A 13,444-nucleotide genomic window follows, 5' to 3' on the forward strand; every position below is an offset into this window, starting at 1 on the left:
CCTCTTTTCCAAATCTCGGGTGAGCCATCTGACTCGATGTCGACTTCTGAGCGGGGCCGACTCCCGTACCCTTGGCAGCCCTTGGCAGGGGTCATGGGCGGCGTGCCATTTAGTGGCGGTGCTGATATGGCCGAACGGTCATCGGCTGACTTTGCCCATGAGTTGGGCGACTGGCCGCAGGAAGAGCGGCCGGGCAAGGCACCACGCCCCGACCATGAGGGCGACGGAACCTGCGAAAACCCACAACCCCGTCCAGCCGCCGTCGTCGGTGGCGGCGTACATGTGATTGAGGTTCCGCAACGCCCCGGTGGCAAGAACCAGCGTGACGTGGACAATGATGAACGCAGTGAAGTAGACCATCACCGGCAGGTGGACAGCCCGCGCTGCCTCGATGGGGTACACCCGGTTCAATCCGGTGGCTTTCTTGGGCCAGGCTCCGGACATCCGCAGCCCGGTTAGTATGGCCAACGGGGCGGCGATGAAGACGGTGGTGAAGTAGCTGAGCAACTGCAGGGAGTTGTAGTTTGTCCATCCGTTTTCCAGTGGCCAGTTCAGCGAGGCGTATTGAAGCAGCGCTGAGAGGGCGTTGGGGAATACGTCCCAGCTGGTCGGCACCAGACGCATCCATTGTCCTGTGGCGAAGAGCAGCACGAAGAACACGATCCCGTTCAGAACCCACAGGGCGTCAAGGATGAGGTGGAACCACAAATCAAGACTGATCTTCGCAGGCCTGCCCTGGGTTCGGATCATGCCGTTGTTGTTCCGGGTCCAGTAGGCGGGCGGTTTAGCGGTGGTGCGGACCTGCCAACCAGAGCGGATGATCAGGAGGATCAGAAGCGAATTGAGAAAGTGCTGCCATCCTAGCCAGGCTGGGAGTCCGACCGGTGCGCCGGCCGGCAGAGGGGACTGTCCGGGATACGTCGACAGGAAGTCCTGCACCGGGGGCATTCCACGCAGCCAGCGGGCAGCAAGCACCAGCACGAACAGCACTGCCAGTGCAGCGATGATGCTGAAGGCCAACCGGGACCATTTGTTCTTGACCTTGGGGGAGTGTTTCACAAGCGTCGGCATGGCTGCCTACCGTTTACGTGCTTCGAGAGCTTCGATGAATTGAGGGACGACCGTGAAGACGTCACCAACAATGCCGAAGTCTGCGATGTCGAAGATAGGGGCGTCCCCGTCCTTGTTGATGGCCACGATCGTCTTTGCGGTCTGCATTCCGGCGCGATGTTGGATGGCCCCCGAGATCCCCAGCGCCACATATAGCTGCGGGGACACCGTCGTCCCGGTCTGACCTACCTGTGCCTGCGGCGTCACGTAACCCGCATCCACTGCGGCCCGTGAGGCGCCGACAGCGGCACCGAGGGCGTCAGCGAGATCTTCTACCAGGACGAACTTCTCCTTCGAGCCCAGACCCCGTCCACCGGATACTATTTTGTCGGCCCTGCGAAGCTCCGGGCGGGAGGCGTCCGCCGGCGTCTCATCTATGGAGTCGATGATGGCCGCCGGCCCGTTGTCGTTCGGTACTGTTACGAATGTGACCTTCGGCTTCGCGGCCGGAGCGCGGTCGGTTACGGCGCCTTGGCGAAGGGTGATGACCATAGGGATGCGTTCCGAGGAGTCTGCCGTGGATTCGGTGGTGTAGGCGCCGCCGAATACTGAGTGCACCGCCACGATCCTCCCATCCGCCGTGTGCACCGCGACCGCGTCGGTACAGATTCCCGCCGTGATCCGCACCGCGAGGCGGGCAGCCACCTCGCGGCCCTGCAGCGAGTGGGAAGCCAGAACTGCCGCAGGGTTCAGGGCCTCAACGGCAACAGCTAGGCCAGCGGTCTCGGGGTTTGTCAGCAGAGCGCCGATTTGGTGGGATTCGGCAATAATTACGTGCTCTGCGCCAAGAACACCAAGCTGCTCGCCCAGATGCCCGCCGGCGCCCGGGGCGACGACGGCCACAGCCGTGGGGGTGCCCAGCCGTGCAGCCGCACCAAGCAGCTCAGCCGCAGATTCGTGAGGTTCCCCGGAGGGGGAGGTTTCAATGAATGCCAGAATATTGGCCATATTGGTATTCCTTAGATGAGTTGGGAAGAGGCCAGGAACGCGGCCAACTGAAGTCCGGCGTCGCCGTCGTCGAATATTTTGACACCCGCCGTCCGAGCCGGGCGTTTGGCCACTGCCAGCACTGCAGAGCGGGACGCAGCGACGTCCGACAGGTCCGCAAGCGACAAAGTGGTCACGGTCTTGCGCTTCGCGCTCATGATGCCCTTGAAGCTCGGGAACCGTGGCTCGGCGGAGCGTTCGGTCACTGAGATCAGGGCCGGCATTGCCGCGTGCACGGAGGTGCGACGGCCATCCTCCTCGCGTTCCGCGGCTACGGACTCCTCCGTGATTCTTACGCTGTGCACGGCTCCGAGCAGTGGCAGCCCCAGAATTTCGGAGATCATCGCGGGTACCACTCCGCCGCTCCCATCAGTAGATGCATTTCCTGCGATCACCAGATCGAAGCTCATGGTGTTCAGGGCGGCCGCCAGCACTGTGGCGGTCCGCAGCGCGTCGGCGCCGGAAAGTGCGGGGTCAGCGATGTGGACGGCCGAGTCGGCACCCACCTGCAGGCCTTTCCGCACCGCCTTACCTGCCGCGTCCGGACCCATGGACAGCACAACTACGTCGGTTCCCTTGTGGGAGTCTTTGTAGGACAGGGCGACGTCGAGGGAACGTTCGTTTATCTCATCGGGCACTAATTCGCCGTTCTGACGCTCCAGCAGCCCGGTGGAGAGGTCAAGACTGAGCCCCTCCTCAGTATCGGGAACCTGCTTCATAAGTACTACGATCTTCATCCATCCACTCCTCTGAAAATATGCATGATGAACCCGACCCTGCTTGTTGAAAAGGTGATTGCGGTGTCACTGTTTATTCGTGCCCGCAGCTGGAATGTCACAGCCGCAGGATGCTCGAGGCCTCTTCGCGGAGTTGAATCTTTCTGATTTTCCCTGTGACGGTGGTCGGAAATTCGTCGACCAGGATGACGTATACCGGAATTTTGTAGCGGGCTAGTTTGCCGTTGGCGAAGGCGCGTATCGCTGGGACATCCAGAGGCTCCGCGCCCGCTTTCATTTTGATGCAGGCGCAAAGTTCCTCGCCGTATTTCTCGTCCGGTACCCCGATGACCTGGACGTCTTCAATGTCCGGGTGACTGTATAGAAATTCCTCGATTTCGCGGGGATAGATGTTCTCACCTCCACGGATGACCATGTCCTTGATGCGACCCACAATCGTGCAGTAGCCGTCCTCCCGCATCACCGCGAGGTCCCCGGTATGCATCCAGCCGTCGGCGTCGACCGCCTCACGAGTCTTCGCATCATCGTTCCAATACCCCAACATCACGGAGTAGCCGCGGGTGCAGTACTCACCCGATTGACCTCGCTCGACGGTGTCGCCCGTTGATGGGTTAACGATCTTGACCTCCAAGTGAGGGTGAACCCGACCGATAGTTGCGGTACGGCGTTCCAAATCGTCGTCGGCCCGGGTTTGGCAGGAGACTGGGCTGGTTTCAGTCATGCCGTAGGCGATGGAGATATCTGTCATATTCATGTCCTCGATACAGCGCCGCATGACCTCGACGGGACAGACAGATCCGGCCATAATTCCCGTGCGGAGGCTTGTCAGGTCGTAATCGCCGAATTTGGGGTGATTCTGCATAGCGATGAACATGGTCGGAACGCCGTATACGGCCGTGCAGTTTTCGTCAGCTATGGCCCGAAGCGTTGCTTCTGCGTCGAAGCCCGGCGATGGGATCACCATGGTCGTCCCGTGAGCCATGGAACCCAGGCTGCCCATCACCATCCCGAAGCAGTGGTAGAACGGCACCGGGATGCAGAGCCGGTCATCAGGTCCGAGGCGGATCAGCTCCGTGGTGAAATAGCCGTTATTGAGGATGTTGCGGTGGCTGAGAGTCGCCCCTTTCGGATACCCGGTGGTCCCCGAGGTGTATTGGATGTTGATCGGATCATCCGGCATCGTGTCCTCGAGCCGCTGAGCTACGACATCCTCTTCTAACGTCCGGCCCGAATCGATGAGATGGGCCCAGTCATCAGTGTCAATGTAGGCCACCCGTTCCAGGGAGGGAGTTTCATCTGCAGCCTGCTCGATCATGGTCCTGTAGTCGCTCGACTTAAAACGGGAGGCCGCGATGAGCATCCGCAAGCCGCTGTGGTTAACGGCATAGGAAAATTCATGCGTCCGGTAGGCGGGATTGATATTGACCAGGATGGCGCCGATTTTCGCTGTGGCGTACTGGACGAGTGTCCACTCGGCGCAGTTGGGCGCCCAGATGCCCAGCCGGTCACCTTTTTCCAGGCCGGCTGCGAGGAGCCCTCTGGCAAGATCATTGACGTCGCGGTCCAGCTCAGCCCACGTCCAACGCCGTCCGGAGGCTACCTCGACAAGAGCCTCCTTCCCGCTGTATCGGGCAACCGTCCGCTCAAAGGATTGGCCGATTGTTTCGGCAAGAAGGGGTGGCTCCAGCGCGCCCTTCGCGTATGACCTCATGCCTGCGCTCCAAAGCCGTGGAGGATGAAGGTGTGTTTTTGGTCGGGGGTACGCCCGACCGGCTTGGTCGTTTTGGGAGCAGTGGTGTCGATGCCCGGCAACGCTGCCATAGTCACATCACTCAAGGTGCATCCGTTCTCGTAAGGGTCGTCGGTGAGAAGCCGTTCAAGGGAAGGGAATTCCGTAGGTGACAGCCGGCCAGCGGATTGCCTTGGCCTTGCCGCCCTCAATTGGTCGCCTTGGTCAGAGTTCACGGCCGGGGGTGGCGGCAGGAAATTTCTGCAAGGCAGCAGGTGCGTCGTAGAGACACAATTTTTTTGTGTTGGACATCACAGTTAATTGAGACTAACCTAAATTTCAGTTAAATACTACTAACTCAGTTGGCCTTTTGAGGCTTCGAGTGGAACGGGAACGGACCACCGAAACTGCCACCGCACCTGACGCGGCGGAGTAGACCTAGCAACGAAAAGGGAGTCACTAGCATGGTTGATTTTGAGCTCAGCGAGGAGTACCAGGACCTCAGTAAGACTGTTGGCGAGTTCGCAGACGAGGTCGTCGCGCCCGTCTCGGCCAAGCACGACGAGGAACACAGCTTCCCCTACGAGGTCGTCTCCCAGATGGCCGACATGGGACTCTTCGGGCTGCCCTTCCCGGAGGAGTACGGCGGGATGGGCGGCGATTATTTCGCCCTCGCCCTGGCCTTGGAGCAGTTGGCCCGGGTGGACCAGTCCGTGGCGATCACGCTGGAGGCAGGCGTGTCCCTGGGCGCCATGCCGGTGTACCGCTTCGGCACCGAGGCCCAGAAACAGGAGTGGCTGCCGTCGCTGGCTTCTGGTTCGGCACTGGCCGGCTTTGGACTGACGGAGCCGGAAGCGGGCTCCGATGCCGGCGGCACCAAGACGCACGCCCGGCGTGAGAACGGGAACTGGGTGATCAACGGCAACAAGGAATTCATCACGAACTCCGGCACGGACATCACCCGCCTGGTCACCGTCACCGCTGTCACGGGGCAGAAGGAACGCAAGGACGGCAGCGTCAAGAAGGAGATCTCCACCATCCTGGTGCCCACCAACACTCCGGGGTTCAAAGCGGAGAAGGCCTACAACAAGGTGGGCTGGAACGCCTCCGACACGCACCCGCTGACCCTGAACAACGTCCATGTTCCCGAGGAAAACCTGCTCGGCGAAGAAGGCCGCGGTTACGCCAATTTCCTGTCTATCCTGGACGAGGGCCGGATCGCCATCGCAGCCCTGGCCACCGGGGCGGCGCAGGGCTGCGTGGACCTGTCCGTGAAATACGCCAAGGAACGCAGCGCCTTTGGCCAGAACATCGGCAAGTACCAAGCCATCCAGTTCAAGATTGCCCGGATGCAGGCGCGCACCCACACGGCCAGACTTGCGTACTACGACGCCGCTTCACGGATGCTGGCCGGCAGGCCGTTCAAAACCGAGGCGGCTATCGCAAAAATGATCGCAGGCGAGGCAGCCATGGACAACGCACGAGACGCCACGCAGGTATTCGGCGGCTATGGCTTCATCAACGAATTCACCGTGGCACGCCACTACCGCGACTCCAAGATCCTTGAAGTGGGAGAGGGCACCACGGAGGTCCAGCTGATGCTGATCGCCCGCCAACTGGGACTTGGCACCCCGTCCCAGCGCGTAGGAGCCGACGCGTGAGCGCGCTAATTGCGGGCTACGCACGGACTCCGTTCTCCCGGTTCAACGGCCGCTTCGCCTCCATCCCCGCCACAGCCCTCGGCGCCCACGCGATCACGGCAGCCCTTCGCCGCGCCGGTGTGGCTGCCAGTGACGTGCAGTACGTCATCGCCGGACACGTCCTGCAGGCTGGCGCCGGGCAAAACCCGGCCCGGCAGTCCGCAGTGGGCGCAGGCATTCCGCTGAGCGTTCCTGCGCTGACGCTTAACGCCGTGTGCCTATCCGGAATGGAAGCCGTCGTAGCCGCAGAACGCCTGATCTCTGGGGGCGAGGCGGACATTGTCGTCGCGCTGGGCCAGGAGTCCATGTCCCTGGCCCCACACGCCTTCCACGCGCGGGCCGGGCAAAAGTATGGCGCCATGGAAGCCCTGGACACCCTGGAGCTCGACGGCCTGACCGACGCCTTCGAAAAGCGCTCCATGGGTATCTCGACCGAAGACGGCAATACCGACTACGGCCTGGACAGGACCAGTCAGGATGCCTGGGCGGCTGCCTCCCACCAGCGCGCTGATGCCCACGCGGCGTTTCTTACGGAAGAGATCGAACCCTACACGCTGGTCTCACGCCGCGGAGACACCGTCGTAGTCGACGACGACGGCGTCCGGGCCGGAACCACCACGGAGTCGCTCGATGGCCTGCGCCCGGCATTCGACAGGGAAGGCACGATCACGGCAGGGAACTCCTCGCAGCTCACCGACGGGGCCGCCGCATTGGTCCTGGTAAGCGAATCCGCCGCCGAACGGCTGGGCCTGTCGCCACTGGCCAGGGTGGAGTCGCACGCACTGGTGGCTGGCCCGGACGTGCGGCTCCACGACCAGCCCGCCAACGCCATCCTAGCCGCCCTCAAAAACATCAACGCCACAGTGGAGGACCTTGCCGCCGTGGAGATCAACGAGGCATTCGCCGCGGTATCCGTCCAATCGGTCCGCACACTCGGGATCAATCCTGACATCGTCAATACCCGCGGCGGGGCAATCGCACTCGGACACCCAATCGGCGCATCCGGTGCCCGGATCGTCGGAACACTGGCACGGCAACTTGTCGAGCTCGGACCGGGACGGCTGGGCGCCGCAGGCATCTGCGGCGGCGGCGGGCAGGGGTCGGCCATCATCCTCAGATCACTCTAGGAAGTTATTCCGGTGGCTACATGGACGGAGCATTCCCCGAGCCGTCGACCGGTCCCGGCCAGTAGAGGTGCTGGCACGGTGATGTCATCAGCAATGGACCATGTGTGGTCTTGGCTGGAGAGCATAGCGACTGCTTATCGAGGGCAGACTCAGTCAGAAACACCCCGTTGAATTCAACGGCACGAGTGTCCCGTCTCATTCAATCTGTCAGTTCTGACGTCGGAACCGACAGATTGAATGTGGACGGACCGGAGTGTCGGCATCACAGCAGCCAGGGACATTCAGGACCAATGCGGGCTTTGAGTTGGTGGGATCTCAGCTTCCGTCGCGGAAGTCGGCGGGCACGCTGGTGCTGTACATTATGTTTTCGAAGTCGGCTACGCAGAGGTCGCCGAGCGGCGCTTGGGACAGGAAACCGACGCTGATGGGTCCGTCATAGGCGATCCGGAAGACCCGAACGAACTCCCAATTGTGGCCATCGGCGGATGAATGAAAGGCCCAGCCCGCTCCTGATCGAGTAACACGGAGGTAGACCGCGTCCTCCGTTACGAACGTGGAGTTGCAGTCGTCTGAGAAGTCATTGGTCACTACAGATACGACCATGGCTTGTCCTTGCGGGGAATATTCAAAACAAAGCTTCGCCCAGTGGTCTTTGTCGCCCCAGATCGCCAGGACGGCCGCGTCGAATGTGGTTCTCTCACCCCGAACCACGACACGTGCCGAAAGAGAGAAGTCTTCCGTCGGGCCGAAGCCGAGCAGGGTTGCTGCGTGCTGTTGAGGCCCCCCGAATGCGTCGTTACTCCAGTCGGCGCCTGCGGCCGCGATGAGGCGGAGCACATCGTTGGTAGGCGTTTCGGCAGAACCTTGACCGTTAGCCCACTCGAGAGGGGGCAGGCCTGGGATAACTATTTTCACGCTATATCTTTCCTATCGTCGTGGGCTCAGAATGATGCACCGTCGTCAGTGTAGGGGACAGATAGTGGCTGCCCGGGTCCGTTGGGCGCTTTTATCGGTATCGGGATTGGTCAGTCTGTTGATGTCATCAGCGCGGTCGTTGCACGCCTTTCGACGTGGACGTGGAGGTAGTGCGACGGATTGGGCTCAGAGCTATCTTCAATTGCGGAGATCAGCATTCGAGCGGCGAGCAGTCCCTCCCCGGAGAGGTCGTGTCGGACCGGAGCTCAATTGAGGATTGGTGTGCTGGGACTCGGGCACATCGTCTACTCCGAGAATGGAAAGACTCCCTGGAACGGCCCGGATGGACTTCACCGGATGTTGGCTGTGACGGCGGTGCTGCTGATACTCGGGGCCGTTGTTTCCGCCCTCCGTATCCAGAATCCGCGCAATCGGCCCGCAGACGGCAGAAGGCCCCCTCGAAAGGTGCACGGACCTGGAAGTGGGGGAGGGCCCCACGGAGGTCCAGTTGATGTTTATCGCCCGCGAACTCGGACTTTAACCGGAGCAATTGAAGGACCTCCGAGTACCTCTTTTCGGAGGTACTCGGAGGTCCTTGTTTCCAGTTACGGTGATGTTAGTCACATTGTGAGACACCAGAGCGGATATCAAAGGAGATTCCCATGACCTCTGTTCCACCCGTTTCATCCGTTTTGCCTCCGTCACCCCACAGTCGCAAGACACTGCGAAAAGTAGCCTTCGCCAGTGCAGCCGGTACCACCATCGAGTTCTACGACTTCTTCATTTACGGCACGGCGGCCGCACTGGTCTTCCCGGTGGTCTTTTTCCCAGCCCTGGGCGCGGCGGCTGGAACGGTGGCCTCCTTCGGAACTTTCGCCGTTGCGTTCTTTGCCCGGCCGCTGGGGGCCATCATCTTCGGCCACTACGGCGACAGGATCGGCCGTAAGAAGACACTCATCACAACGCTGCTTATGATGGGCGTCGCCACGGTGGCTATCGGCCTCATCCCGGATGCCCAGACAATAGGCGTCGCGGCGCCCATCCTGCTGGTATTCCTGCGCTTCGTCCAAGGCCTGGCCGTCGGTGGCGAATGGGCCGGCGCTACACTGCTCACAGCCGAATACGCGCCCAAAGGCAAACGCGGGCTCTTCGGATCCTTCCCTCAGATCGGCCCCTCGATCGCGTTCGCTCTGGCCAGCGCCACGTTCTTGATCACCAACCTCACCCTTGGCGACAAGTCTGAAGCATTCATCACCATCGGCTGGCGCGTGCCCTTCATCCTCAGCGCCGTCCTGGTCCTGGTCGGGTTGTGGGTGCGCACGACCATAGAGGAAACGCCGGTGTTCAAGAATGCCAAACAGCCCGTGGCCGGCAGCAAGCTCCCTATCCTGGAATCCATCAAGCGCCAGCCTAAGGAAATCCTGCTTGCTGGTGGTTCCCTGACCCTCTTGTTTGCGCTTTTCTACCTCGGCACCGCTTTCCTGACCAGCTATGCTACCAGCCCCACGGGCATGGGACTAAGCCGCGTGGAGGTTCTGAGTACGGGCATTATCGCCTCCGTGTTCGTTGCCGCCGCCACTCTGGCCTCGGGCATCCTGTCCGACCGTTTTGGCCGCAAAAAGGTCATCGCTACGTCCTGCATCATTGCTGTACCGTGGTCCCTGGTGCTCTTCCCGCTCCTAAGCAATGGAACTGTTCTGGCATTCGGCGTCGGGCTCACCGTCACCCTGATGATCTTCGCGATCTCCTACGGCCCAGCAGGTGCGCTCCTGCCCGAACTGTTCGAAACCCGCTACCGCTACACTGGCGCTGGCATGGGCTACAACCTCGCCGGTGTGGTTGGGGGCGGCATCGTCCCTCTCCTCGCAGCACAGCTGGCCACGTCTCCCGGAACCTGGGCCGTTGGCCTGCTGCTCGCCGGGATCGGCATTTTCAGCATCGCCTGCACCCTGGCCCTTCCAAACCGCGAGCACCACGACATGGAAGAAGTTCCTGCCCCGGCCTCTGGTGAGGAAATAGCGAACGACGGAGCGGGCCCCGGCGTCCTAAGGACCTGACGCTGACTTAAGGCAAGGCGAGGTTGCCGATTAAGCGGAAAACCCCGCCATTGCCGGGGGTTCAGCCTTTATTCAGGGCGTTGTCCTGCGGCGGCCGATGGCCAGGCGGCGGGCGTTTAGGTGGCCATCCAATCGAATGCGACCCCATCCGGAGGCCGCTACGGCAGCAGGCCCAGCTTCCGGGCAGCGGATACGGCTTCCACCCGGTTGTGGACGGACAGCTTCATCATCGCGTTCTGCATGTAGCTCTTGACCGTGACAGGCTTCAGGGCGAGCCGGGCAGCCGTTTCCTCATAGGAACATCCCAAGGCCATCTGGGCCAGGACGTCGAGCTCCCGCGGCGTGAGCCGGAGCAGCGACTGGACGGCCACGGGCGCGGAAGGGGCAGGCATCAGAAATCCGCCAATCCGCTGCAGCTGCGCCGAGAGCTCGGCGTCCTCCACGCGGCTGGCGAGGGAGCGGAGATCAGCATGGGCCTGACGGACATGCTCCATCCAGGTACTCTCGAACGACAGCTCCGGCTGCACCCGCGCCTCGGCCATAATGGCCAGGCGCCGGTCCACTTCATCCCGGATGTTCATCTCGGCGGCCATGGCGGCCGCGGCACTCATAGCCTCGCTGATGACCCGCTCGCCGAGCGGGGCCTCGCCGCGGACGGCGATGTACAGCACCGAGCGGGTCTTGCCGCGGACGACCACGGGTGCTGCGGCCATGGACCTCAAGCGTTCGTGGCGAACGACACGGTCATATTCGTGCGTGATCGCTTCAGAGCCGACGTAGTCCTGGACCAGCAATGGCCGGCCCTGGCTCAGGACTCGCCCGCCCAGACCCGTTCCCGGTTCCACTCGGACCTTTTGCAGGCTAGCCGTGTCCGTGCCGAGGAACTCGGACAGGCGAAGACTGGCACCATCCACCATCCCCCCAAAAAGCACAGCCGGGCGGAACGCGGCGAATAATGAGCGGAGCGAGGCGCGGAGCAGCTCACGGTCATCGGGGCGGGAATACTCATACGTCGTCATGACGGACTTTCCTTAGGGCAGTGGCGTTCCCAAGTGACTGGCGGCAGGGCCTGGGAATTAAACAGCCGGACTGCATATGCGGTTGGCTTATTCACTTCCGCTCCTGAGGGTCCTTTAGCGCGTGTCGCTGGGGGAGGGTGTGCCCATGGCCTGAGCTTGGTTGGTTGTTGCAGCCCAGCTTGCGAGGAGCTGCAGATTGTCGTGTGAAGGTGTCCCGGGTTGGGCGGTGAAGGCGATGAACAGCAGGTTGTTGCCGGGGGAGAGCGGCATGGCCTGGTAGTTCAGCTCCAGGTCTCCTACGATCGGGTGATGGATGTTCCTGTTACCGGTGCTGTGTAGCCGGACATCGTGGGATGCCCAGAGCACCCGGAAGTCCTCGCTGCGGGTGGATAGCTCGCCCACAAGGGCGCTGAGTGCCCGGTCCTCGCTTGCCCGTCCTGCTTCCGTGCGCAGCATCGCCACTGTTTGTTGGGCTGCGTCGTCCCAATGGATGTACATGTCCCTCGCCGCCGGGGAGAGGAACAGGAAGCGCATGAAATTGGCAGGCTGTCCTGCCCGGCCGGTGGAGCTTGCCTGGGCGTAGAGCTCGGAAAACAGGGCGCGGCCGAGCTGGTTGGCCGCGACTATATCCAGGCGGCCGTTCTGGACAACTGCAGGGACGCCGGTCATGGCATCAAGAAGCTGCTGTATGCCGGGTCCTACCTGCTGGGTTTTGGAAGGGCGCCGGTGCTGGGCGGACGTCATGGTGTTCGCGGCGCGGACGAGGTCGTGGAGGTGTGTCCGCTCGGCGTCGTCGAGTTGCAGCGCCCTGCTGATCCCGTCAAGGACTGCCTCGGACACGCCTTTGGCGTTGCCCCGTTCGAGGCGTACATAGTATTCGGTGCTCATGCCGGCGAGCAGGGCCACTTCCCCGCGCCGGAGCCCCGGCACCCGGCGTCGGCCGCCAAAGTCCGGCAGCCCGGCCTGCTGCGGTGTTAACCGTGCCCGGCGGGTCGCCAGGAATTGGCGGATATCGCTTTGATTCTCCATGTATTCGACGGTACGCCGTCGGAAGTCTTTTTGGGGGGCCCCGGTATTAACCCTATAGACGAGGTCTCCCTTGCACGTTTCGGAACCTCTTGAATGGATTTACAGCCGCAGGGAAACCTGCCCTTCAGATATTCGAGAGGAGCACACCATGAGTGAGAACAACGTCTGGTTCATCACCGGAGCGGCCCGGGGCATGGGGGTCGACATCGCCAAAGCCGCCCTGAACGCCGGATTCTCCGTCGTCGCCACAGCGCGCGACGCCGACAAGGTCACCGAGGCCCTCGGCGAGCATCACAACCTTTTGGCAGTGTCGCTGGACATCACTGATCCAGCCGCCGCAAAGTCCGCTGTGGATGCTGCCGTTTCGCGGTTTGGCAGCATCGATGTGCTCGTGAACAATGCGGGCAACTTCTACGCCGGCTACTTCGAGGTCATCAGCCCTGAGCAGTTCCGCAGGCAGATGGACACCAACTTCTTCGGACCGCTCAACGTAACCCGCGCCGTTCTGCCGGTCATGCGGGCCCAGCGTTCCGGGCACGTCATCAGCATCTCCTCTGCTGCGGGTTTGACCGGCGTTGATTTCTGCTCCGCCTACTCCTCCTCGAAGTTTGCGCTCGAGGGATGGATGGAAACCCTGGCCCTGGACGTGGCGCCTTACGGAATCAAGACCACCGTTGTGGAGCCCGGCTTCTTTCGCACGGAACTCCTCGTCGACGGCTCCTCGATCTGGCCCGAACTCTCCCTCCAGGATTACAACCAGCGGACCCAGGACACGATCACCGCGCTGAAGTCTCTCAACGGAAAGCAGGGCGGAGACCCAGCGAAACTCGCCGCCGCCTTGGTCACCATCAGCGCCATGGACGAACCCCCCGTCCGTTTCCTCGCCGGAGCCGACGCCGTCCGGGCAGCTGAGCAGAAAGCCGCAGACCTCATTGCCCAGGCTAACGCCCACCGCGAGCTGTCGGGCTCCCTCGCGCTCGATGAAGTGAACGCCTGACCGCCCCGCACTACAAGGCCCTTCGCGCGGCTTCCGT

At 62.1% G+C, this 13,444-nt stretch carries 11 protein-coding genes; 4 read left to right on the forward strand and 7 right to left on the reverse strand.

Annotated features, from left to right (window positions below; translation table 11 throughout):
* Positions 1-138: 138 nt before the first annotated feature.
* The 4 genes from J7I89_RS01595 to J7I89_RS01610 form a co-directional block, all read right to left on the reverse strand.
* A complete protein-coding gene (locus J7I89_RS01595) occupies positions 139-1,071 on the reverse strand; it encodes a cytochrome b/b6 domain-containing protein (protein WP_214966680.1) in 933 nt (310 codons plus the stop codon).
* A gap of 6 nt (positions 1,072-1,077) precedes the next feature.
* Positions 1,078-2,058, reverse strand: a complete 981-nt coding sequence (locus J7I89_RS01600) for an electron transfer flavoprotein subunit alpha/FixB family protein (protein ID WP_214966681.1) — start codon at positions 2,056-2,058, stop codon at positions 1,078-1,080.
* An 11-nt stretch (positions 2,059-2,069) separates the two neighbouring features.
* Entirely contained in the window at positions 2,070-2,834 is a 765-nt protein-coding gene (locus tag J7I89_RS01605) for an electron transfer flavoprotein subunit beta/FixA family protein (RefSeq protein WP_214966682.1), read from the reverse strand.
* A gap of 97 nt (positions 2,835-2,931) precedes the next feature.
* On the reverse strand, positions 2,932-4,545 hold the full coding sequence (locus J7I89_RS01610; protein WP_214966683.1) for an AMP-binding protein: 1,614 nt from the start codon (positions 4,543-4,545) through the stop codon (positions 2,932-2,934).
* Positions 4,546-5,027: 482 nt separating this feature from the next.
* On the opposite strand from J7I89_RS01610, the gene J7I89_RS01615 reads away from it, so the two are divergent.
* Together J7I89_RS01615 and J7I89_RS01620 are read left to right on the forward strand one after the other, a co-directional pair.
* Positions 5,028-6,224, forward strand: coding sequence for an acyl-CoA dehydrogenase family protein (locus tag J7I89_RS01615; protein ID WP_214966684.1), 1,197 nt, complete (start codon positions 5,028-5,030; stop codon positions 6,222-6,224).
* Positions 6,221-7,390 (forward strand): acetyl-CoA C-acyltransferase, encoded by a 1,170-nt coding sequence (locus J7I89_RS01620; RefSeq protein ID WP_214966685.1) that lies wholly within the window; start codon positions 6,221-6,223, stop codon positions 7,388-7,390. The genes J7I89_RS01615 and J7I89_RS01620 overlap by 4 nt, the downstream gene beginning before the upstream one ends.
* Positions 7,391-7,705: 315 nt before the next feature.
* Here the strand turns inward: J7I89_RS01620 and J7I89_RS01625 are convergent, their stop codons facing one another.
* The gene (locus J7I89_RS01625; RefSeq protein WP_214966686.1) at positions 7,706-8,305 is read right to left on the reverse strand and encodes a DUF1349 domain-containing protein; all 600 of its coding nucleotides are present in this window, start codon (positions 8,303-8,305) and stop codon (positions 7,706-7,708) included.
* A gap of 662 nt (positions 8,306-8,967) precedes the next feature.
* On the opposite strand from J7I89_RS01625, the gene J7I89_RS01630 reads away from it, so the two are divergent.
* Positions 8,968-10,362, forward strand: a complete 1,395-nt coding sequence (locus tag J7I89_RS01630) for an MFS transporter (RefSeq protein ID WP_214966687.1) — start codon at positions 8,968-8,970, stop codon at positions 10,360-10,362.
* Positions 10,363-10,520: 158 nt separating this feature from the next.
* On the opposite strand, the gene J7I89_RS01635 is transcribed toward J7I89_RS01630, so the two are convergent.
* Positions 10,521-11,381 (reverse strand): LuxR C-terminal-related transcriptional regulator, encoded by an 861-nt coding sequence (locus J7I89_RS01635; RefSeq protein ID WP_214966688.1) that lies wholly within the window; start codon positions 11,379-11,381, stop codon positions 10,521-10,523.
* Positions 11,382-11,495: 114 nt separating this feature from the next.
* Positions 11,496-12,410: a helix-turn-helix transcriptional regulator gene (locus tag J7I89_RS01640; RefSeq protein ID WP_214966689.1), complete on the reverse strand. Its 915-nt coding sequence runs from the start codon at positions 12,408-12,410 to the stop codon at positions 11,496-11,498.
* A gap of 148 nt (positions 12,411-12,558) precedes the next feature.
* Here J7I89_RS01640 and J7I89_RS01645 point away from each other — a divergent pair, with 148 nt between their 5' ends.
* Positions 12,559-13,407 (forward strand): SDR family oxidoreductase, encoded by an 849-nt coding sequence (locus J7I89_RS01645; protein ID WP_214966690.1) that lies wholly within the window; start codon positions 12,559-12,561, stop codon positions 13,405-13,407.
* The last annotated feature ends 37 nt before the right edge of the window (positions 13,408-13,444 follow it).

Origin of the sequence: Arthrobacter sp. ISL-5, from assembly GCF_018613835.1 — a bacterium.
Classification (GTDB): Bacteria; Actinomycetota; Actinomycetes; order Actinomycetales; family Micrococcaceae; genus Arthrobacter.